Origin of the sequence: Paraburkholderia sp. CHISQ3, assembly GCF_030464945.1 — a bacterium.
GTDB lineage: Bacteria > Pseudomonadota > Gammaproteobacteria > Burkholderiales > Burkholderiaceae > Paraburkholderia > Paraburkholderia megapolitana.
Map to the genome: position 1 here is coordinate 87,488 of NZ_JALPRG010000013.1, position 21,351 is coordinate 108,838.

The following is a 21,351-nucleotide window of genomic DNA, read 5'->3' on the forward strand; positions in this document are numbered from 1 at the left end:
CAGGCAATCACAAGGCTCTATTAACGCGCTGCAGCCGCGGTACTACGCGCCGGCGCACCGAGCGCACGCAGCGTTTCCTTGACCGTCGCGACGCGCACCGACAGATCGGGAGTCCGCGTTTCGATGCGCAGCTTGTCCTGACCCGCGAGCTTGATGTGTTTGTGCTTCTGCACCATCTCGATGATCCGCATTGCGTCGACGGGCGGATTCGGCACGAACTGCAAACCGATCACCGTTTCGCCCGCATCGATCTTCGAGATGCCGAGCGGTTTTGCCGCGAGCCGCAGCCGGTGCGTTTCGACGAGTGCCTGCGCCTGCGGCGGCAGTTTGCCGAAGCGATCGATCAGTTCCTCCTGGATACCGTCGATTGCGTCGTCGTATTCGCAGCTCGCGAGCCGCTTGTACAGCGACAGCCGTTCCTGCACGTCGACGCAGTAGTCGGCGGGCAGGATCGCGGGGGCGTGCAGATTGATCTCGGTAGTCGCGGCGAGCGGTGCCGTGAGATCGGGTTCGCGACCTTCCTTGAGCGCTTTCACGGCGTCGTTGAGCATGTCCGTGTAGAGCTGGAAGCCGATCTCCTGAATCTCGCCCGACTGCTTGTCGCCGAGCACTTCGCCGGTGCCGCGAATCTCGAGGTCGTGCATCGCGAGGTAGAAGCCGGCGCCGAGTTCCTCCATCTGCTGGATCGCTTCGAGCCGGCGCTGCGCCTGTTTCGTCAGACCCTGTGGATCGTGCACGAGCAGGTACGAATACGCCTGGTGATGCGAGCGACCGACGCGGCCGCGCAACTGGTGCAACTGCGCCAGACCGAACTTGTCGGAGCGGTGGATCAGGATCGTGTTCGCGGTCGGCACATCGATGCCGGTTTCGATGATCGTCGTGCACAACAGCACGTTTGCGCGCTGGGCGACGAAATCGCGCATCACGCGTTCGAGTTCGCGCTCGTGCATCTGGCCGTGCGCCACCGCGATACGTGCTTCGGGCACCAGCGCTTCGAGCATTGCGCGGCGATTCTCGATCGTCTCGACCTCGTTGTGCAGGAAGTACACCTGACCGCCGCGCTTCAGTTCGCGCAACATCGCTTCGCGAATCACGCCGTCTTCTTCGCGTCGTACGAAGGTCTTGATCGCGAGGCGCTTTTGCGGCGCGGTGGCGATCACCGAGAAATCGCGCAGCCCCTCGAGCGCCATCCCGAGCGTGCGCGGAATCGGCGTCGCGGTCAGCGTCAGCACGTCGACCTCGGCGCGCAGCGCTTTCAGCGCTTCTTTCTGGCGCACACCGAAGCGGTGCTCTTCATCGATGATGACGAGCCCGAGCCGCTTGAACTGCACATCCGACGACAGCAGCTTGTGCGTGCCGATCACGATATCGACGCTACCGTCGTTGATCAGCTGGATCGACGCGTTGACTTCCTTCGTCGACTTGAAGCGCGACAGTTCGGCAATGCGCACGGGCCAGTCGGAGAAGCGGTCGGTGAAGGTTTGCGTGTGCTGCTCGGCGAGCAGCGTGGTCGGCGAGAGCAGGGCGACCTGCTTGCCGCCCATCACCGCAATAAACGCCGCGCGCAACGCTACCTCGGTCTTGCCGAAGCCGACGTCGCCGCACACGAGACGATCCATCGGTTTGCCGCTTGTCATGTCGCCGATCACGGCCGCAATCGCGGCGGCCTGGTCGGGCGTTTCCTCGAAGCCGAAACTTTCCGCGAACTTCACGTAGTCGCGCGGTTCGAGTGAGAACGCATGACCTTCGCGTGCGGCACGGCGCGCATACAGGTTGAGCAGTTCGGCGGCGGTATCGCGGATCTGTTGTGCGGCCTTGCGCTTCGCTTTTTCCCATTGGCCCGAACCGAGCGAGTGCAACGGCGCGCTTTCCGGATCGGCGCCGCTGTAGCGCGAGATCACGTGCAACTGGGAGACCGGTACGTAGAGCTTGCTGTTGCTCGCGTATTCGAGGTGCAGGAACTCGGTGTCACCTTCACCGAGATCCATCGTCACGAGCCCCATGTAGCGGCCGATGCCGTGCTGTGAATGCACGACCGGATCGCCGATCTTCAGCTCGGACAGATCGCGCACCATCGAATCGACGTTGCTGGCCTGTTCCTGGCGACGGCGTCCCGCGCGACGCGCGAGCGGCCCGTACAGTTCCGTTTCGGTAACGATCGCGAAACCTTCGGCCGGCACGGTGAAGCCGATACCGAGCGGCGCGACGCCGAGCGCGAAGCGCGTGTCCGAGGTCAACCAGTCTTCGTAGCTGTCGCTCGAGCCCGGTTGCAGGTGATTGTCGATCAGCAACTGCGCGATGGTCTCGCGACGGCCCGCCGATTCGGCCGCGAACAGCACGCGGTTTGGCGTCGTGGCGAGATACGCGCGCAGCGCGGCGACCGGGTCGTCGGCGTGACGATCGATCGCGAGATTCGGCAGCGGCGTCGACCAGCCGCCACCTGCGTTCGACGGCAGTGCTAGCCGTGCGAATGGTTTCGCGAACGTGTAGAAATCGTCGTCGGAGAGGAACAGCCGCTGCGGTTCGAGAATCGGCCGCTCGCGATCATGCGAGAGGAAATTGAAGCGCTGTTTTGTATCGGCGGAGAAACGCTTGATCGCCGTGTCCAGATCGCCGACAAAGGCGAGCTGCGCATTGTCCGGCAGATAGTGAAAGAGCGTTGCCGTCTCGTCGAAAAACAGCGGCAGGTAGTATTCGATGCCCGCCGACGGCACACCGTTGCCCATGTCTTTATAGATCGAAGCGCGGCTCGGATCGCCTTCGAACACCTCGCGCCAGCGGCTGCGAAACGCGGTGCGCGCGGCTTCGTCGAACGGAAACTCGCGCCCGGGCAAGAGGCGTACATCGCGTACCGGGTACAGGCTGCGCTGCGTATCGGGATCGAATGCGCGGATCGAATCGACCTGATCGTCGAACAGGTCGATCCGGTAAGGCAGCGGCGAACCCATCGGGAACAGATCGATCAGCGAGCCGCGCACGCAGTATTCGCCGGGCCGCACCACCTGGCTCACGTGGTCGTAGCCGGCCAGCGTCAACTGGGCTTTGAGCTTCGCTTCGTCGAGGCGCTCGCCCTGCGAAAACGAAAACGTATAGGCCGCCATGAACGAGGCGGGCGGCATGCGATACAGCGCCGTCGTGGCCGGCACGAGCAGAATGTCGCAGCGGCCTTCGCCGAGGTCGTGCAGCGTCGCAAGCCGCTCCGACACCAGGTCCTGGTGCGGCGAGAACGAATCGTAAGGCAGCGTTTCCCAGTCGGGCAGCAGACGCACGCGCGCTTCGGGCGCGAAGAAAGCGATTTCCTGCGTGAGCCGCTGCGCGTCGACGGCATTGGCGCACACCACCGCCAGCAACGGCACCTGTTGCCGGTATGCGAGGTGGTAGCGGGCGATCAGCAGCGCGTCGGACGAACCGTGCGTACCGTCGAAAACGAAGCGCTGGCCGGCCTTGACGAGAGCGACCGGCGACAGGGAAGACGAAGAAGCAGCAGTGTCTGGCATAGAAAAAAGCGGCCGGTGGGCGTCGAATGTGCGGGAAGTCTACGCGTGTTGCCCGTGGATTGCCCATCTTCGGGCGGCGATTTTCGGGTGTTGACCCGAGCCACCTATTATAAAATCCGTCCTTCACTTTCATTTCGCGGCGTCCGCCTTCGTGACTTCACGCCTCTTTGCCCTGATCCCGTGCGCCGGCACCGGCAGCCGTTCCGGCTCCGCGATGCCCAAGCAATATCGCACTGTCGCCGGCCGCGACCTGCTGCATTACACGCTCGCCGCGTTCGACGCCTGCAGCGAATTCGCGCAGACGCTCGTCGCGATCGCACCCGACGACCCGCACTTCGACGCACGCCGCTTCGCCGGGCTGCGCTTCGCGGTACGCCGCTGCGGTGGCGTGTCGCGGCAGGCAACCGTGCTGAACGGGCTGCACGCGCTCACCGAATTCGGCGCACACGACGACGACTGGGTGCTCGTACACGACGCCGCACGGCCCGGTATCACGCCGGCGCTGATTCGCGCGCTGATCGGTGCGCTGAAGGACGACCCGGTGGGCGGAATCATTGCGTTGCCGGTCGCGGATACGCTCAAGCGCATCGCACCCGACAGCGACGGCCGGATTGCGCGCACCGAACCGCGCGATGGGCTCTGGCAGGCGCAGACGCCGCAGATGTTCCGTATCGGCATGCTGCGCGAAGCGATTCTGCGGGCCCAGCAGGACGGCCACGATCTCACCGACGAAGCGAGCGCGATCGAATGGCTCGGCCACGCGCCGCGGCTCGTGCAGGGTAGCCTGCGCAATTTCAAGGTCACGTGGCCGGAAGACTTCGATCTGGCCGAGGCGATTCTGAGCCGGCCGGCGGCGTCGTAGACCGGCGCGTCATAGACCAATACACAGCACATTCATCATCAACAGACGGATTCAAGGTATATGGACTTCAGGATCGGACAAGGCTACGACGTGCACGCGCTGGTACCGGGGCGGCCGTTGATTATCGGCGGTGTGACGGTGCCTTACGACCGCGGGCTGCTCGGCCATTCGGATGCCGATGTGCTGCTGCATGCGATCACCGATGCGCTGTTCGGCGCTGCCGCGCTCGGCGACATCGGGCGTCATTTTCCTGACACCGACAAGCAGTTTTTCGGCGCCAACAGCCGTGTACTGCTGCGCGAATGCGTGGCACGGGTCGTGAAAGCAGGCTTCTCGATCGTCAACGTGGACAGCACGGTGATTGCGCAGGCGCCGAAGCTCGCGCCGCACATCGATGCGATGCGCGCGAATATCGCCGAAGATCTTGCGTTGCCGCTCGATCGAGTCAACGTGAAGGCGAAGACCAATGAGAAGCTCGGTTACCTCGGGCGAGGCGAGGGGATTGAAGCGCAGGCTGCGGTGTTGTTGAATCGCGTGTGAGCGGAATGAAGGGCATTGAGCACGTCGCACGCAGCGCATAAGACAAAGCCCCGCTTTCGAACGAAAGCAGGGCTTGCAAAATGAAGTGCTGCAGAGGTCCCGCAGAGCCGTAACGGCGACCGCCAGCGGTTTATTTCCCTTCAGCCTCAATAACCTGAGCCGCCGCGTTAACCACCGCCGCGATGCGACCGACGTCGCGCACCTGGGTCGAACTCATCCCTTCAGCGAGCAGCGTATCGAAGTGCGACTTCACGCAGAAGTGGCACTTGCCGATGATCGACGCGGCCAGCGCATACATCTCGAAGCGCCGCTTGTCGACGCCGCCGTGCGACGCGTAGGCGTTCATCCGTAGACCAGCCGGTTGCGACTTCAGGTCGGCGTTGCCGGTCATCTCGACGTACGGGTACCACACGTTGTTCATGCCCATCAGCGCGGCTGCAGTCAGCGCGGCATGGGTTTCTTCCGGCGACAGCACGCCCGCGTTGCGGATCGCATCGATCAGCGTCTTGCTCTTCGCCGCGAACGCAGCGGCCAGCGCAACGCCGACTGCATCGCTGCCTTCCAGCGACGAACGGCCAATCGTGCCGTCGATATTCAGGCGAATGTCCTTCGCGTAGTCGGGGATGAGTTCCTTAATCGCGTTCAAGAATTCCATTAACTTCTCCTATCAATCTGTCGCAAAAAAAGCCCGCCGGCTCTTTCAAGCATGCGGGCCTCGGGAGCACCACGCTTACAGCGTTGCGCCACCGACCGAACGGTTGCACGGGCACAGTTCGTCCGTTTGCAGACCGTCGAGAATACGCAGCACTTCGTCCGGGTTACGGCCGACGTTCAGGTTGTTCACCGACACGTGCTGGATCGTGTTGTCCGGGTCAACGATGAACGTTGCACGCAGTGCGACGCCGGCTTCGCGATCGCGCACGCCGAGCTGGTCGATCAGCTCGCCCTTGACGTCGCCGAACGCGTAGTGGTTCAGCTTGTCCAGATCCTTGTGTTCACGACGCCATGCCAGCTTCACGAACTCGTTATCCGAGCTGCCGCCGAGCAATACGGCATCGCGCTCTTCGAAATGCTTGGCAAGCTTGCCGAATTCGACGATTTCCGTCGGGCACACGAAGGTGAAGTCCTTCGGGTAGAAATAGATGATCTTCCACTTGCCCGGGAACGATTGTTCGGTGATTTCTTCGAACGCCGACACGCCGTTCTCTTCATGATGGTTGAAGCCCGGCTTCGCAGCAGTGACGGTGAAAGCTTCGAGTTTATCGCCGACAGTTTTCATGCGGATGCTCCTGTGAGAGGTTGCAAATGGGTTGAGATACAGCTGATCAAGCTACCTGCGTGCTGTAACGAAGGCGTTACATGGCCTCGACTATAACTCTATTAAGCAATCTATTCAATAGTTTTTAACTAACGTGGCGGATAGATTTTCTTCACCGCGGCGATAGCCCGCGTTGGCACAGCGGTTTGCGGGGAGTGTCAGCGGGATTCTTGCGGTTTGTTCGAAGACGTCTGGCTCTTGACCGCAGGAAACTCGATCGTCACTTCGAGCCCGGGTCCTGGCGTGCGGTTACGCAGGCGCAGCGTGCCGCGATAACGGCTGACGAGCCGCTGCACGATGGCCATCCCGAGGCCGGTGCCGTTTGCCTGGGTGCGCGCCGAATTGACGCGGTAGAACGGCCGCGTAACGAGCGCGAGCTGATCTTCCGGAATGCCGGGGCCTTCGTCGACCACCGACAGTTCCACGCGCGCATGCGACACCCGCGTTTCGAGAATCACGTGCGGAATGCCGTCGGCTTCGCTTAAACCATACTTGCGCGCGTTTTCGATCAGGTTGCCGACCACGCGGCGCATATCGGTCTCGTCGGCTTCAATCATCGCCGTAGGCGCGAGCCGGGTGATCAGGCGCATGCCGTCTTCATTCGAGAGCCGCGCGGCGAGTTCTCCAGCGATCACCGACAGATCGACGGGTTCCGGCATGCGTTGCACCGGGCGCGCGTAGTCGAGGAAGCGGCCGATGATCATGTCCATCTGCTCGATGTCGTCGACCATCGCATCTTTGGTGGTCTGATCGGATGGACTCATTTCGGTTTCGAGCCGCAGTCGCGCGAGCGGTGTGCGCAGATCGTGCGAGATACCGGCCAGCATCAACGCGCGATCGGCCTCGAGCTGATCGAGGTCCTGCACCATCTGGTTGAAGCTGCGATTGGTTTCGGCGGCGACGCCCATGCCGCGCTCGGGCAGCGGCTCGGGCGACTGCCCCGAGCCGACCTTGCGCGCCGCCAGCGCGAGTCGCGCGAACGGACGGTTCACGAGGCTCGTGATAAATGCAGCGCCGAATAGCGACAGCGTGAGCGCAAAGACCCCCCAGCCTGCCCACTGCAGCCCGGTTGCGTTATCGAGTTGATCGCGATCGAGCGCGACCCAATAGTCGTCGTCGTCGATCTTGAAGCTGATCCACACACCGGGAATGTCATTGACCGATTGCGCGATCACCGTGTCGTCGCCGAGCCGGCCGCGGATGTCGTGTTCGATCAACCGGTTCAGTGATTCGTCCGGCTGCAGGCGGTATTTGTCGGTGGTCTCGCGCGGGTACACGCGTACGCCTTCATTGCTCTCGAGATCCTGCAGCAGCGCGCGCCGCAAGTCGGGATCGGAATAGAGCAGTGCCGTGCGCGTGAGCTTCACGATCGCGACGAGCTGCAACGCGACGCGCTGCGCGCGCGGTTCGCGCTCGATCACCCGGAAGCTCTGGAACCACGCAGCCAGGCTCACGGCGATCAGCAGCGCGATCAGCAGGAAGGTCCGCCAGAAAAGGCCGCCGAACGCAAGCGTCAGGAGGCGCCGGTCAGTCCGCATGGGCCCTTCATGTCGAGAGAAGCGGGATCAACCTCAAGAATCAAACTCAGGCCGCACCATCAGGAATGAACACGTATCCAAGACCCCAGACGGTCTGAATGAAACGAGGGCTGCCTGGATCGGGTTCGATCAGTTTGCGCAGACGCGAAATCTGCACGTCGAGACTGCGGTCGAACACTTCGTATTCGCGACCGCGTGCGAGCTCCATCAGCTTCTCACGCGAGAGCGGCGCCCGCGGATGGCGGGCAAATACCTTCAGCACCGAGAATTCGCCGGTGGTGAGCGGAATCTCCTGGCCAGCCTTGGTGAGCGTGCGTGTCGCGAGATTGAGCGCGAAGTCGCCGAACTCGAAGACCTCGGTGGTTTCGGACGGCGCACCCGGCAACTCGGAAGGCGACTGGCGGCGCAGCACCGCATGAATGCGCGCGACGAGTTCGCGCGGGTTGAAGGGCTTCGGCAGATAATCGTCGGCACCCATCTCGAGACCGACGATGCGATCGACGTCTTCACCCTTCGCGGTCAACATGATGATCGGTGTGCGGTCGTTGCTGCCACGCAGACGGCGGCAGATGGAAAGACCGTCTTCGCCTGGCAGCATCAGGTCGAGCACGAGCAGATCGAAACGCTCTCGTACCCACAGCTTGTTCATTGACGGAGCGTTTTCGGCGACGTAGACGTTGAAGCCTTGTTCGCCGAGATAGCGGCGCAGCAGGTCGCGCAGACGCGGATCGTCATCGACGACGAGGATTTTCGAAGGGTTTTTGGTTTCCATGGTCGGCATCTTAGCGCGATTAGAAAGGGGTGCGCGATTGCAGCAATTCGGGGGTTACAGTCAGTTACAAAATTTACCCGCATGGTGGCACGACGTAAAGCGGTCACGCGTAGACTCCTTTACTGAATGCGGTAGTTCGGTGGATACTTCAGCCGGTTAAAACTCTCGCACCCGGCTTTGCAGCGGGGTCTGCATACGCTTTTGAGGTAGCCGGTTGCCGCGCGACGAAGGGAACAAGATGAAGGGAGGGGTTTGGCCGAACGTTCGGCTAAGCATGATCGCGCTGGCTGTGGCCGGTACGCTCGCAGGCACCCTTGGCCCGCAACCCGCTCGCGCCCAGCCTCCTGCCGACAACCCCGCGAACCCACACAAGCCGCCGCGCTTCAGCGGTTTCAAACCTCCGAGGCAGCCGCGCAACCCCGAGCATGCCGCGCCCGAAGAACCGATGCGTCCTGCCGTTCCCCCCGATCTCGACCAGCGTCGCCGCGACGGCCATATGACGCCCGAAGAAAGACGACTGTTGCGCCAGCATATTGAAGACGCCGTGCGTGAGTTGTACAAGCGCTAGGTTTTTTCGTTGGTGCACGCTCAGCATCCTGGTACTTCGAGGCGTCACGGTCGCGTGAAAGTTTCGGTTGCAATTCATCCGTCAACGTGTGTCCTCGAAGCTTCGTTGAATCGCAGGAGACGCCTGCGCTGTCGTCTCAGGCTCGCGGTGCCCGACAACGTGGATGGAACCCGGACGATGAACTCCTTTCCCAGGCTCGCTCGATATCTTTCGGCTGCTGTGCTGGTCGCAGCCTCGAGTGTCGCGGTGCTCGCCGCGCAGCAGGACGCGCTTCATCCGCTGCGACCCAAACACCGCGCAAGTACAACTGCCACTGCAAAGACTCCCACCGCAGACGAAGCGCTGCTCGATGCCGACGATGCACGTTTTTTTCTGACGCGTGTCGGCTTTGCACCCGATAGCGCGGAGGTCGTGCAGTACGTCGGGCTGACCCGTGAACAGGCGATCGACCGTGTGCTCGCGTCGACCCGCACCGAGTCCGTGACGCCGCCACTCGCGTGGGTCGCCGAACCGATTCCGACACGCGCCGAACGCAATGCATGGACACCCGACCAGCGACGCGACGAGCAACGCGTGCGCGGGCAGCGTTACGACGAGTTACGCGCATGGTGGGTGCGCGAAATGGTGACGACGCCGTCGCCGCTGACCGAGCGCATGACACTCTTCTGGCACGACCACTTCACGTCGGGGCAGGACAAGGTCGGATATCCACAGATGATGGCGCGCCAGAACATGTTGCTGCGACAGGACGCGCTCGGCAATTTCGGCGACATGCTGCATGGCGTCGCCAAAGATCCGGCGATGCTGCTGTATCTCGACGGAGCCGGTAGCCGCAAGGGCAAGCCCAACGAGAACTTCGCCCGCGAAGTGATGGAGCTGTTCACGCTCGGTGAAGGGCATTACTCGCAGCGGGACGTATCGGAAGCGGCGCGTGCCTATACCGGCTGGACGCTCGACCCCGATACGCAGGCGTATGTGTGGCGCGCCCCCTTGCACGACGATGGCATCAAGACCGTGCTCGGGCAGAGCGGTCCGTTCGACGGCGATCAGGTGCTCGACATTCTGCTCGCGCGTCCGGAGACGGCGACCTTCGTCACGACGAAACTGTGGCGCGAGTTCATCTCCGATACGCCTGAGCCCGCCGTCATCGCACCGATCGCCGAACGCTTTCGCGCGAGTCATTACGACATCAAGGTCGCGCTGCGTGGACTCTTTCTGTCCGACGCGTTCTGGGATGACAGCAATCGCGGCGTGCTCGTGAAATCGCCGGCGGAGTTTGTCGTCGGCACCTTGCGCGCGTTCGATATCGGCTATGACACGACGGCGCCGTTTGCCGGCGCGATCCGCAATTTCGGCGAGAACCTGTTTTATCCGCCGAACGTCAAGGGTTGGCCTGGCGGCGAAACGTGGATCAACAGCACGACGCTGCTCGCGCGCAAACAGTTCGTCGAGCAGCTGTTTCGCGCGACCGAAGCGGCACGGCCGCATCCGGGAGCCAAAGGTGCAAATGCCGGCATGCAGGCGAGTGCGCCGCTTCAGCGCGTAGCCGCGCGTACCGGTGAGGGTGGCGTACGCTTCGATATCGACGGCTGGCTCGCGCGCTACAACACTGCGCCGGCCGCCAAGGCGGGCTTGTCGACCGAACTGCAACTGCAGCACGCGGTGCTGCCGATAGCGCCGGTCGATGCAATCGAAACCGATTCGACGGCAAGCGCCTATCTCGAGGCACTGCTGATGGACCCGGCGTATCAGTTGAAGTAGAACGGCGATTACGGATGAGGTGCAGCATGAAACGACGCAACTTTCTCTCGATGACCGCGGCCGCTGGCACGTCGCTGTGGTTGCCGCGCGTATTCGCAGCGCAGGGAGCGGCGTCCGGTGTTTTCGGTGGAACATCGGCATCGATATCGACATCAACGGCGCATGGCTACACGAACCTGCTGATTCTCGTCGAACTGAAGGGCGGCAACGATGGCCTGAACACGGTCGTGCCTTACGCCGATCCGACGTATTACGCGCTGCGCAAGAACATCGGTGTGAAACGCGAGCAACTGATCCAGCTCGATGAGCGCACCGCGCTGCATCCCGCGCTACAGCCGTTGATGCCGCTCTGGCAAAACCACCAGCTGGCGATCGTGCAGGGCGTCAGCTATACGCAACCGAACCTCTCGCATTTCCGTTCGATCGAGATATGGGACACCGCGTCGCGCTCCGATCAGTATCTGCGCGAAGGATGGCTCACGCGCGCGTTTGCGCAGCGTCCGGTGCCCGCGGGGTTTGCAGCCGACGGTGTCGTGATCGGTAGTGCGGAGATGGGGCCGCTCGCCAACGGCGCGCAGGCTATCGCGCTCGTGAACCCGGCGCAGTTCGTGCGCGCGTCGCGGCTCGTCACGCCGGTGTCGCTGCACGAGCGTAACCCCGAGCTCGCTCATATCCTCGATGTGGAGAACGACATCGTGAAGGCCGCCGATCGCTTGCGGCCTCGTGCCGGTCAATACGCGCTCACGACGCATTTTCCGAACGGCGCATTCGGCACATCGGTGAAGACGGCGATGCAGGTGCTCGCGGCAAGCGGTACGCCGCAGGGGATGCCGGTTGCAGGGCAGGGTGTCGCAGTGATTCGCCTGACGCTGAACGGTTTCGATACCCATCAGAATCAGCCCGGCCAGCAGGCGGCGTTGTTGAAGCAACTGGCCGACGGTCTCGTGGCAATGAAGGATGCGCTCACCGAACTCGGTCGATGGAACAACACGCTCGTCATGACCTATGCCGAGTTCGGCCGGCGACCGCGTGAGAATCAGAGCAACGGAACCGATCACGGTACTGTTGCGCCGCATTTCGTGACGGGTGGACGGGTGCGGGGTGGTCTATATGGTGTGCCGCCGGTGTTGGCGCGGCTCGACGGCAACGGCAACTTGCCAGTCGGCGTCGATTTCCAGCAGCTGTATGCGACCGTGCTGGGGCCGTGGTGGGGACTCGATGCGACGTCGATTCTTCAGCAGCGGTTCGAAACCTTGCCGCTGCTGCGCGCGTGATGTGACGTGTTGCTTGCAGCTGCGTTCGATGAATCCGTTGCATGCGATGCGGCGCGACGCGTAGTCGTCACGTGGCGCGCCACGCAATCCACAGCTTGCGGATCGGCGTAAGGGCAATGCGTTGATGCAGCACCTGGTAGCCGTCGCGCTCGATCTCATCGAGCAACGCCAGCGCCAGCGCAACCAGTGCACGCAACGTGCGCTGTGCGCGGCGCTCCTGAGCGGGCAGGTTCGTGAGCGCCTCGCGCAGCGCGTTGCGTGCACGGTCGGTCTGAAAGCGCATCAGCTCGGTGAACGCATCGCTGTAGCGCCGGTTGATGACATCGGCGGCGGTTACGTTGAAGCGTTGCATTTCGTCGATGGGAATATAGATGCGACCGTGCCGCGCATCGTTGCCCAGTTCGGCGACGATCTGCGCGAGCATCAGCGCGTTGCCGAGCGGTGCGGCCCAGCTCGACGCCTGTGCGCGATCGACGGCACCAGCGCGGGCGACCATCGACGCAAACGTGCCGCCGACGCTTTCTAAATAGCGCCGCAGGTTCGGATAGTCGAGGTAGCGCGCCTGGTCCAGGTCCATTTCGAAGCCGCCTAGCAGCGCTTCGAGCGCCGGGGCTTCTTCGGATACATCGCCGAGATGGGCCGCCAGCGCTTTCGACACCGGATGCGACGGCGTACCTGCGGCCAGCGCCGCCAGTTCCTTTTGCCACCAGGCGAGCCGCGTGCGGCCGATGGTCGGATCGCTGGTCTCTTTGACCGTCTCCTCGAACTCCCGACGCAACGCGAAGAGGGCGGTCAACAGCGGCTGGCGTGCGGCGGAAGCGCGACGGAGCGCGTAGTAGGTGCTCGATCCGGGCGGGGCTGCCTTCTGCTGGCAATAGTCGTCGAAATTCACTTGATGGGGCGTGTGGGGAAACGGACGGGATGGAAAGCGTGTGGGGCTGTCGCTGGGCCCGGGTTGCCAGGCTCGGGCCGTCAGGTGCGGTGGGCCTCAACGAGCGCGAAATTGTAGCACCGCCCCGCATGGGCAAATGCAGACAAGCGGATGACGATCAGTTAGAATCTCGCGCTTACGCTTTCGGGTGCCGCTTCTTACAAGGGCGCGCAGCCGCTGGCGAGGCAGACATCGGGTGATGCGCGAGCGGAAAACGTTATGCGTATCGTCCGGCTGCGAGGATGGCGAAATTGGTAGACGCACCAGGTTTAGGTCCTGACGCTCGCAAGAGTGTGGGGGTTCGAGTCCCCCTCCTCGCACCAGTATTTTTCCCGAGCTTCACATGGACGCTCCCCAGAACCCCGCCAGTCTTGGACTTGCGGGGTTTTGTATTTGAGCCGCCCATTCTGCGATCAGGCGCAGCGCACATCCATCAGCGCCATTTTTGAGCAATCTGGATCTCGATTGACATCACTTTAAGCAATAGTGATTTCCGATTTAGGTATTTACCCTATAAGGGTATTTCCGTAGAATGCTTGCATCGACTCGCACCCGTACGCGTGCGACGCCATACAAAACGATCTTCGGAGGTATCAACCATGAAGTCTCTGTTTGAAGCAATTGCCATCGCTGTCCTGATCACTGTGCCCCTCGCCGCCTTCGCGCAGTCCAATCAGCCGCTGACCCGCGCCGAAGTCCGCGCGGACCTCGCTCGCCTGGAGAAGGCCGGCTACAACCCGCACGACTGGATGAACTATCCGGCCAACATTCAGGCTGCCGAAGCGCGCGTTGCCGCTGAGGACGCGAGCAAAGCAAGCGGTTACGGCCCGTCGACGAGCGGTTCTTCGCAAGCTGGTCAGTAAATGACGTAGCAGGGCGTGGCGGCTTGCCGCGCCCGGTGGTTAGCGGGCCCGCGCTTCTCTGGAGGCGCGGGCTCGTCGTTTACTGGGATCTCGTGTCCCGTGCGCCGTCGCGAATTGTTCGTAGATCCGGTCATCGCATGCGAAATTCCAACAATGTGGCGTAGCAAGGAAATTTCCAGCTTTCGCCGATGATGTCGTCTCGAAGCCCGGTACAAGGACATTTTGTCTACGCATTGCCCATTTTTACCGTTGTTTCGATGCAACATGAAAAGACGTCCGTATTTATACCCGTTGCTGTGAAATTGCTTGCGATGCAATCTCCTACTGCCTTCCGAGGGCTACGGGCATCAGGAATAAAAGAAGCGCAAAGCCGTTCCGCCCAGACTGCTGAACCATGCGTCCGAGAGAAGCGAAAACGCACCTCGACGCACATCGAGCCCGCTTATGCGGGCTTTCTTTTTTTTGCGGCGTCGAGCGGTTATTTGCTGTTGCTGTCCGGCGATCGTGCCTTTGCACGACGGCGCCGACGATCCTCCAATCTCGTTGCGCGCACAACGAGATTGGCCGATTGGGTAGAATGGCGAAGGCGGCTATCCGACGCCTGCCACCAAGAACCAGGAGAGTGCCGTGCAAGCAGTCGACACCCCTCATTCCGAGACTGCCGCGCCATCAGATGCCGCGGACGCAGCGCAAGCCGAGAGCGCATTGCGTATTCAGCTGGCCGGCACCTATCGCATCTTTGCGATGCTCGGCTGGAGCGAACTGATCTACAACCACATCACGCTGCGTGTGCCCGGTCCGCAGACGCACTTTCTGATCAATCCGTTCGGCTTGCATTACACCGAAGTCACCGCGTCGAATCTCGTCAAGATCGATCTGGATGGTCGCGTGATTGGCGAATCGGCTTATCCGGTGAACCCGGCGGGCTTCGTCGTGCATGCGGCGATCCATCGTGCGCGGCCCGACGCGCATTGTGTGATGCATACGCATACGACAGCGGGCCTCGCCGTTGCGTGCTCGCAGGCCGGGCTCGAGAACTCGAACTTCTATTCCGCGCAACTGGACGGCATGGTGGCGTATCACGACTTCGAAGGCATTACGATTCGCGCCGACGAAGGTCCGCGGTTGCTTGCCGACCTCGGTGACAAATCCCTGCTGGTTCTACGCAATCACGGTTTGCTGGCGCTCGGCACGACGATCGCCCAGGCGTTCGCACGACTCTGGACGCTCAACCGCGCCTGCGAAATCCAGCTTGCAACGGCGGCGCTCGGGCCGGCCCGTCGCATTCCGGACGACGTCGCTGCACGTTGCACACGAGACTCGCTGCAGTTCGATCCGCGTCACGGCGCAGGCCGTGATGTGCTGGACGCGCTGCTGCGGCAGGTCGACCGGATCGATCCTTCCTATCGCGATTGAGGCACGTATGAATCAGCATTCCCCTCGCACGGCCATTGTCGGCGCCGGCGCGATAGGCAGCCTGATCGCCGCCGCGCTTGCACGTGCCGGACACACGGTGAGTGTGCTCGCGCGCGGCAAGACGCTCGACGCAATCCGGGCGAAAGGTATCCGTGTTCTTGACGGGACCAGTGAGTCGACGGCGGCGGTTGCGGCAAGCGACGATGCCGCTGCGCTCGGTGTCCAGGACTTCGTCGTCGTGGCGCTGAAAGCGCAGGTGCTGCCGGCAATCGCGGGGAGCCTGCGCCCACTCGTGGGACCGCATACGGTGATCGTCGCTGCGATGAACGGCTTGCCCTGGTGGTTTCTCAATGGGGCGACGGGCGCGCTCGCCGGCGAGCACATCGAAGCGGTCGATCCGGCCGGTGTGGTCTCGGCGGCATTGCCGTCTGCGCAGTCGGTGGGCTGCGTCGTGCATCTGTCTTCATCCACCGATGCGCCTGGCGTCGTACGTCGCGGGCGCGGCAACCGGTTGATCGTCGGTGCTGCTCGTGCGGAACTGGCTGAGCGCACCCGGTCATTGTCTGCATCGCTCAGGGAGGGAGGCTTCGACGTCGAGGAATCCGAAGACATCCGCACCGAGATCTGGGCGAAGCTGTGGGGCAACATGAACATGAACCCGCTGAGCGCGCTCACTGGTTCGACAGCGGACCGTCTGCTGGACGATCCGTACACGCACGCGCTCGTGCTGCGGATGATGGAGGAGGCCGACGCGATCGGTGCGCAACTGGGGTTGTCGACGGGCATGAGCGCGCCGGCGCGGGTCGCGGTTACGCGTGAACTCGGCGCATTTCGCACGTCGATGCTGCAGGATTTCGAAGCGGGGCGCGCGCTGGAAATCGGCCCGATCCTGGGCGTGTTTCCCGAACTCGGACGCCGCTTGAACGTGCCGACGCCGTTTTGCGACGCGGTGCTGGGTTTGCTACGACAGCGCGCGGCGAATAGCGGACTGTGAAGCGATACGCTTGAGATGTTTGAGATGCGAGCCCGCGAAAAAGCGGGCTTTTTTTATGACTTGTGAAGTACCGCTGTATCAGATCGGAGGATCATGCTGAAAATTCGCCACGAAGGATCCCTGATTTCAGTATTCGGCGAGCAACTTCGTTCTTAACGGGGTAGATCGACGGCGATAATCGAAAATAAGGCTGAGTGGCTATACCGGACTCCGGCATATCGACCGGCCCATACAGAAGTAGCCGGCAAAGGGGAGAGGGAATGATCTGGGTTCTGGGTGTGATCGGCTTCTTGATCGGCGTCGCGGTGGGGTTCGTGAACGACTGGTGGATCTTTGGTTGCGGGATCGCCGGTGCGATAGTCGGTGCAGCGTCAGGCGCACTGCTATCCAGCAGGAAACCTCGCACCAGTCAGGCAACGGGGCAAGAGCGGGAACCGGCCACAGCGCCACCTGCAACCGACGACTGGACCCGCCCGGCTTCCCTGGAGGCGCGCGTAGAGCGGCTCGAGTGGGAGGTTTCCACACTCAGACGGGAGCTTGCGCAACTGCGCGGACAGCCGGACGCTGCCGCCGCGAGCAACGTTGCGCCGGTGTCGCAAGCGCCGGATACCCAACCCTTCGCTGCAACTACAACCGGCGCTGCGCCACCGCCCGAACGCGAGACGGCGTTGCCTGCGCAACCTGCGGCGGTGTCGCTTCCGACAGCCAGCACTACGGTCGCACCGACGCCGGCATTGCCGTCCGCAGAGACCTATAAACCGGCGGTCGCGAAACCCGTCACCGCACCGGCTGAGCCATCCAAGTCACCGCAACCGCCACAACCGCCGCAACCACCAGTCCCGCGCGAACCCGACTTCGTCGAACGCCTTTTCAAGGCAGGCCGGGACTGGCTGGTCGGCGGCAATACCGTCGTGCGCGTCGGCATGATCGTGCTGTTTTTCGGTCTCGCGTTTCTGCTCAAGTACGCGGCCGACAACAACATGCTGCCGATCGAGTTTCGTCTCGCCGGTGTGGCGCTCGCGGCGACGGCGTTGCTCGCTGTGGGCTGGCGCGTCGGCGATCGTCGCGGCGCGTACGGGCTCGTGCTGCAGGGCGGCGGTGTCGGTGTGCTGTATCTGACCGTATTCGCCGCGACGAAGTTGTATCACCTGTTGCCCGCCGGCGCGGCGTTTCCACTGATGGTCGCGATCTGCGGGTTGAGCGCGTTCCTCGCGGTCCGCCAGGATGCACGCGCGCTTGCGTTCATGGGCAGCGCAGGCGGCTTTCTCGCGCCGATATTGCTGGCGAGCGGCGGCGGCAGCCACGTGCTGCTGTTCGGCTACTACGCGCTGCTGAACGCGGGCATCTTTGCGATCGCGTGGTTCAAGGCGTGGCGGCCGCTCAACCTGCTCGGGTTCGTCTTCACGTTTTCGATCGGCACGGCATGGGGCGTGACTGCCTACCATCCCGGGTTGTTCGCGAGCACCGAGCCGTTCCTCATCCTGTTCTTCCTGATGTACGTGGGCATCGCGTTGCTCTACGCGGTGCATCGCGAGCTTGCGTTGAAGCACTACGTCGACGGGACGCTCGTGTTCGGTACTCCGGTCGTCGTCATGGGTTTGCAGGCCGCGTTGCTCAAGGACGTCGAGTTTGGTCTCGCATGGAGCGCGGTGGGGTTCGCCGCGTTCTATCTGGTTGTCGCGGCATGGTTGATGCGCCGGCGCGACCGGCTCGAGCTGCTGTTCGAAGCGATGCTCGCGCTCGCCGTGATCTTCGCGACGCTCGCGATACCGCTCGCATTCTCCGGCCCGACCACGAGCGCGGCGTGGGCGATCGAAGGCGCGGCGATCGTGTGGCTCGGCGTACGTCAGCGGCGTCTCGCGCCGTTCGGTTTCGGCATGGCGATGCAGATCGCCGCGGCCGGCGCGTTCGTCACCGGGCTCGCGATCGATACACCGGCGCACGGATTGCCTGTTCTCAACAGCGCCTACCTCGCGACGCTGCTGATCGCACTGGGCGGTCTGTTCACAGGATGGTGGCTGCACGGGCGCGCCGAAGCACGCGCATGGCACGACTGGATGCCGCAGATCGGTCTTGCGGCTTCGGCGTGGGGGCTTGCGTGGTGGATCGGCGGGGGCGTCAACGAGATTGTTGCCTACATGCCGCAACAGGTCGCGCTGGGCAGCTACGTGCGTCTCACGACTGAAGCTTTCGTGCTCTTCGCGGTACTCACTGCGTGGCTTGCGCATGCGGCGTGCGCAAGACTCAAGTGGTCGCTTGCCGAATGGCCTGCGCTCGCGTTGGCGCCCGTGCTGTCGCTGCTGGTTTTCAGTGTGTTCACATTGAACCAGGCGCCGTTCGCGGCCTTCGGGGGGGGCGTATGGCTCGCCGCCGTGGTGGGCGCGTATTGGCTGCTCTGGCGTGAGCAGCGCCCCGTCGGCGAGAAGATTCTCGCGCCGCTCCATACACTGATGTTCTGGAATTGCTGCGTGCTGCTCGCGCTGGAAGGGTACTGGCGTCTGAGCAGCTACGTGCCCGAAGGCGCGTGGAGCTGGAGTGCGTGGGCGTACGGGTTCGGCGTGCTGCTCCTGCTGGTGTCCGGTGTGGGCCCGCGGGTGCGCTGGCCGGTCGCCCGGTTTGCGTTCGCGTATCAGGTATGGGGCTCGGCACCGCTCGCCGCGTTGCTGTGGGTCTGGAGTATCGCCAGCGTGACGAGCGACGGCAATGCCGCGCCGCTCTTCTGGCTGCCGATTCTGAACCCGCTCGATGTCGCGCAGTTGCTGGCGTTCATGGCCGTCGCGGTGTGGTTGCGGCGCCTTGCCGCACTCGGTGTGCGCTGGCATCCACGCGCTTTCGACTACGCGGTGCTCGCTACGCTGTTCCTGTGGTTCAACGCGGTACTGCTGCGCACGCTGCATCATCGGTTCGGCGCGGCGTACGACGTCGATGCGGTATTCGAATCGTTCGGTTACCAGCAGGTGTTTGTCGTCGGCTGGAGTGCGTTCGCGTTTGCGGGCCTGTGGCTCGCACGGCGCGACAGCATCGTGCGGCTGTGCGCGATCGCCTCGACGCCGCTCGTCGCCGTGATGTGGCTCTGGACGTTCTACGCGAATCTCACGCAGGACGGCGGCAGTTGGGGCCGCCTGCCGCTGCTCAATCCGCTCGATCTCGTGCAGGTCGTGATCTACGCGCTCGCCGCACTGTGGCTCGTACGCGTGAACCGGCTCGGTGTGCCGGTGCGCAACTATCGTTTGCCGCTGCAGATTGTTGTCGGTGCGACCGCGTTCCTGTGGCTCAATACGATGCTGCTGCGCACGCTGCATCACTGGACCGGCATCCCGTACGAGTTCGACGCGATGGCGCAGTCGACGCTCGTGCAGGCTTCGGTATCGGTATTCTGGACGGTGTGCGCGCTCGCGACGATGATCTGGGCCACGCGCAGCGCGACGCGTACGCTGTGGTTCGTCGGTGCGGGATTGCTGGCGCTGACTGTGGTCAAGCTGTTTCTGTTCGACCTGTCGCACGTCACGGGCATTGCGCGCATCGTGTCGTTCATCGGCATCGGTGTGATGCTGTTGCTGATCGGCTATTTTTCGCCGCTGCCGCCTAAACGCGCGGTGCGGGCGGAGAGCGGAGAAATCGGAGAAGGCAGTCAATGAAGCGTTTTGTTGCCACGTTGATGCTGGGTGCGCTGTCCTCATGGGCGGCTGCGGACACGGATCATTTCGCCCAGCGGTTCGCGCTCGACCTCGGCGGTAACGCGGCGTACTACACGCTGACGTTGCCCGATACCGTCTACGCGGCGAGCCAGCGCACCGATCTCGGCGACGTGCGGGTGTTCAACGGTGCAGGGGAGCCGGTGCCGTATTCGCTCGATGGGCGTCGTGCGGCCGCGCCCGCGCCGACGCTGCGTGCAGTGAAATGGTTCGCGCTGCCGACGCCTGATGCGGCAGCACCGTCGGCTGCGCTCGGCGTGACGATCGCGTCGGACGGCTCGCTACGCGCTGCGCCTGCGGCGAAAGCCGCCGGCGCAGCCGCGGGCACGCAGGCCGATCTGATCGATCTCGGCCGGCTCGACGGCAGTGCCGATGCGTTGCAGGTTCATCTGGGCAACGACAGTTATCAGGGGCGCGTGAGTGTCGACGCCAGCGCCAATTTGCGCGACTGGCAGGCGTTGCCCGATGCGCAGTTGCTCAAGGTCGGCCATGGCGGCGACACGCTGACCCAGGAGCGGATCGCGCTCGATGGTTTGCGGGTGCGCTATGTCCGTCTGCACTGGCTCGATCGCGCGCCGCAGATTGCGTCGATCGACGTCGAAGTGCAGCCGGGCGACACGGCGGCAACGGCGAACGCAAGCGCGCCGCGGCAATGGCGCGAAGGGGTGGCGGCGACGCCTGGGACTGCCGCGGGCGAATATCTTTTCGACACCGGCGGTGCGTACCCGGTAGACCGTCTGCGTTTGAATCTGCCGCAACCGAATACGATTGCCCGCGTGTCGATCTACTCGCGGCCCGACGCGCAGACGCCGTGGCGCGAGCTCACGCAGGCGACGCTGTATCGCTTGCACGGTGCGAGCGGCGAACAGGTGAATCCGCCGCTCGAGGTAGAACCGGATTCGGACCGCGAATGGCGTGTATCGGTCGATATGCGTAACGGCGGCCTAGGCGCCGGTGCGTTGACCGTCGCCGTGGGCTGGCGACCCGCGGTGCTGACGTTCGTCGCACGCGGTGAAGCGCCGTTCACACTGGGTGTGGGTAATGGCGCGCTGACTTCGGTGGCCGCGAAGCGCGAAGACATCGTGATCGACGAGTCGTCCAGCACGGCATCCGCACGGGTCGGCGCCGCGCTGCCGGCGTTACCGCAGGACGCACCCGCGCCGCCTGCCGCAGACCGCGACGCAAAGCGTCGTTACGTGCTGTGGGCGGCGCTGATCCTGGCAGTCGGGTCGCTCGGCGCGATGGCCTGGCGGCTGGCTCGCGGAGCGAGCCGCGGATGACAGGCGAGCGCTAACAAGCGAAGGGTAAGAAGCGAAGCGAGC

16 protein-coding genes and 1 tRNA gene are annotated in these 21,351 nt (G+C 63.3%); 11 read left to right on the plus strand and 6 right to left on the minus strand.

Annotated features, from left to right (window positions below; translation table 11 throughout):
* Nucleotides 1-20 precede the first annotated feature (20 nt).
* Nucleotides 21-3,497 carry a transcription-repair coupling factor gene (mfd, locus tag M0D65_RS27255; RefSeq protein WP_266255356.1) on the minus strand — a complete coding sequence of 1,159 codons (3,477 nt, stop codon included), beginning with the start codon at nucleotides 3,495-3,497 and terminating at the stop codon, nucleotides 21-23.
* A 151-nt stretch (nucleotides 3,498-3,648) separates the two neighbouring features.
* Here mfd and ispD point away from each other — a divergent pair, with 151 nt between their 5' ends.
* Entirely contained in the window at nucleotides 3,649-4,359 is a 711-nt protein-coding gene (gene ispD / locus M0D65_RS27260; RefSeq protein ID WP_266255357.1) for a 2-C-methyl-D-erythritol 4-phosphate cytidylyltransferase, read from the plus strand.
* A gap of 60 nt (nucleotides 4,360-4,419) precedes the next feature.
* On the plus strand, nucleotides 4,420-4,899 hold the full coding sequence (gene ispF / locus M0D65_RS27265; RefSeq protein WP_091016542.1) for a 2-C-methyl-D-erythritol 2,4-cyclodiphosphate synthase: 480 nt from the start codon (nucleotides 4,420-4,422) through the stop codon (nucleotides 4,897-4,899).
* A 130-nt stretch (nucleotides 4,900-5,029) separates the two neighbouring features.
* Here ispF and M0D65_RS27270 read toward each other — a convergent pair whose 3' ends face one another.
* From M0D65_RS27270 to ompR, 4 genes are all read right to left on the minus strand, one after another.
* Nucleotides 5,030-5,554: a carboxymuconolactone decarboxylase family protein gene (locus tag M0D65_RS27270; RefSeq protein WP_091016544.1), complete on the minus strand. Its 525-nt coding sequence runs from the start codon at nucleotides 5,552-5,554 to the stop codon at nucleotides 5,030-5,032.
* Nucleotides 5,555-5,629: 75 nt separating this feature from the next.
* Nucleotides 5,630-6,178: a peroxiredoxin gene (locus M0D65_RS27275; RefSeq protein WP_091016546.1), complete on the minus strand. Its 549-nt coding sequence runs from the start codon at nucleotides 6,176-6,178 to the stop codon at nucleotides 5,630-5,632.
* Nucleotides 6,179-6,375: 197 nt separating this feature from the next.
* Nucleotides 6,376-7,755 (minus strand): ATP-binding protein, encoded by a 1,380-nt coding sequence (locus tag M0D65_RS27280; RefSeq protein WP_091016548.1) that lies wholly within the window; start codon nucleotides 7,753-7,755, stop codon nucleotides 6,376-6,378.
* Nucleotides 7,756-7,801: 46 nt separating this feature from the next.
* Complete coding sequence (gene ompR, locus M0D65_RS27285; protein ID WP_091016883.1) at nucleotides 7,802-8,527, minus strand: two-component system response regulator OmpR; 726 nt, start codon at nucleotides 8,525-8,527, stop codon at nucleotides 7,802-7,804.
* 238 nt (nucleotides 8,528-8,765) lie between these two features.
* Between ompR and M0D65_RS27290 the strand changes: the two genes are divergently transcribed.
* The 3 genes from M0D65_RS27290 (at nucleotide 8,766) to M0D65_RS27300 (ending at nucleotide 12,130) form a co-directional block, all read left to right on the plus strand.
* Nucleotides 8,766-9,095 carry a hypothetical protein gene (locus M0D65_RS27290; protein ID WP_091016886.1) on the plus strand — a complete coding sequence of 110 codons (330 nt, stop codon included), beginning with the start codon at nucleotides 8,766-8,768 and terminating at the stop codon, nucleotides 9,093-9,095.
* A gap of 177 nt (nucleotides 9,096-9,272) precedes the next feature.
* On the plus strand, nucleotides 9,273-10,856 hold the full coding sequence (locus tag M0D65_RS27295; protein ID WP_266255358.1) for a DUF1800 family protein: 1,584 nt from the start codon (nucleotides 9,273-9,275) through the stop codon (nucleotides 10,854-10,856).
* Between the two features lie 26 nt (nucleotides 10,857-10,882).
* On the plus strand, nucleotides 10,883-12,130 hold the full coding sequence (locus M0D65_RS27300) for a DUF1501 domain-containing protein (RefSeq protein ID WP_266255359.1): 1,248 nt from the start codon (nucleotides 10,883-10,885) through the stop codon (nucleotides 12,128-12,130).
* Between the two features lie 67 nt (nucleotides 12,131-12,197).
* Here the strand turns inward: M0D65_RS27300 and M0D65_RS27305 are convergent, their stop codons facing one another.
* The gene (locus M0D65_RS27305; RefSeq protein WP_266255360.1) at nucleotides 12,198-13,022 is read right to left on the minus strand and encodes a squalene/phytoene synthase family protein; all 825 of its coding nucleotides are present in this window, start codon (nucleotides 13,020-13,022) and stop codon (nucleotides 12,198-12,200) included.
* Between the two features lie 275 nt (nucleotides 13,023-13,297).
* On the opposite strand from M0D65_RS27305, the gene M0D65_RS27310 reads away from it, so the two are divergent.
* The 6 genes from M0D65_RS27310 to M0D65_RS27335 all read left to right on the plus strand — a co-directional run bounded on the left by M0D65_RS27310 (nucleotide 13,298) and on the right by M0D65_RS27335 (nucleotide 21,309).
* Nucleotides 13,298-13,384: transfer RNA gene (locus M0D65_RS27310), tRNA-Leu, on the plus strand.
* 276 nt (nucleotides 13,385-13,660) lie between these two features.
* Nucleotides 13,661-13,924: a DUF4148 domain-containing protein gene (locus M0D65_RS27315; protein ID WP_266255361.1), complete on the plus strand. Its 264-nt coding sequence runs from the start codon at nucleotides 13,661-13,663 to the stop codon at nucleotides 13,922-13,924.
* Between the two features lie 627 nt (nucleotides 13,925-14,551).
* Nucleotides 14,552-15,340, plus strand: a complete 789-nt coding sequence (locus M0D65_RS27320; protein WP_266255362.1) for a class II aldolase/adducin family protein — start codon at nucleotides 14,552-14,554, stop codon at nucleotides 15,338-15,340.
* Nucleotides 15,341-15,347: 7 nt separating this feature from the next.
* Entirely contained in the window at nucleotides 15,348-16,334 is a 987-nt protein-coding gene (locus M0D65_RS27325; protein ID WP_266255363.1) for a 2-dehydropantoate 2-reductase, read from the plus strand.
* Nucleotides 16,335-16,594: 260 nt separating this feature from the next.
* Nucleotides 16,595-19,972, plus strand: a complete 3,378-nt coding sequence (locus M0D65_RS27330; RefSeq protein ID WP_266255364.1) for a DUF2339 domain-containing protein — start codon at nucleotides 16,595-16,597, stop codon at nucleotides 19,970-19,972.
* Nucleotides 19,969-21,309, plus strand: a complete 1,341-nt coding sequence (locus tag M0D65_RS27335; protein ID WP_266255365.1) for a DUF3999 domain-containing protein — start codon at nucleotides 19,969-19,971, stop codon at nucleotides 21,307-21,309. The genes M0D65_RS27330 and M0D65_RS27335 overlap by 4 nt, the downstream gene beginning before the upstream one ends.
* The last annotated feature ends 42 nt before the right edge of the window (nucleotides 21,310-21,351 follow it).

What these genes read in the sequence shown, in the direction of transcription:
- M0D65_RS27330 (WP_266255364.1), top strand. Translation starts at nt 16,595, where the DNA reads ATGATCTGGGTTCTGGGTGTGATCGGCTTCTTGATCGGCGTCGCGGTG.
- mfd (WP_266255356.1), bottom strand. Translation starts at nt 3,497, where the DNA reads ATGCCAGACACTGCTGCTTCTTCGTCTTCCCTGTCGCCGGTCGCTCTC.
- M0D65_RS27290 (WP_091016886.1), top strand. Translation starts at nt 8,766, where the DNA reads ATGAAGGGAGGGGTTTGGCCGAACGTTCGGCTAAGCATGATCGCGCTG.
- M0D65_RS27325 (WP_266255363.1), top strand. Translation starts at nt 15,348, where the DNA reads ATGAATCAGCATTCCCCTCGCACGGCCATTGTCGGCGCCGGCGCGATA.
- M0D65_RS27270 (WP_091016544.1), bottom strand. Translation starts at nt 5,554, where the DNA reads ATGGAATTCTTGAACGCGATTAAGGAACTCATCCCCGACTACGCGAAG.
- M0D65_RS27295 (WP_266255358.1), top strand. Translation starts at nt 9,273, where the DNA reads ATGAACTCCTTTCCCAGGCTCGCTCGATATCTTTCGGCTGCTGTGCTG.
- ispF (WP_091016542.1), top strand. Translation starts at nt 4,420, where the DNA reads ATGGACTTCAGGATCGGACAAGGCTACGACGTGCACGCGCTGGTACCG.
- M0D65_RS27300 (WP_266255359.1), top strand. Translation starts at nt 10,883, where the DNA reads ATGAAACGACGCAACTTTCTCTCGATGACCGCGGCCGCTGGCACGTCG.
- ompR (WP_091016883.1), bottom strand. Translation starts at nt 8,527, where the DNA reads ATGGAAACCAAAAACCCTTCGAAAATCCTCGTCGTCGATGACGATCCG.
- M0D65_RS27335 (WP_266255365.1), top strand. Translation starts at nt 19,969, where the DNA reads ATGAAGCGTTTTGTTGCCACGTTGATGCTGGGTGCGCTGTCCTCATGG.
- M0D65_RS27315 (WP_266255361.1), top strand. Translation starts at nt 13,661, where the DNA reads ATGAAGTCTCTGTTTGAAGCAATTGCCATCGCTGTCCTGATCACTGTG.
- M0D65_RS27280 (WP_091016548.1), bottom strand. Translation starts at nt 7,755, where the DNA reads ATGCGGACTGACCGGCGCCTCCTGACGCTTGCGTTCGGCGGCCTTTTC.
- M0D65_RS27275 (WP_091016546.1), bottom strand. Translation starts at nt 6,178, where the DNA reads ATGAAAACTGTCGGCGATAAACTCGAAGCTTTCACCGTCACTGCTGCG.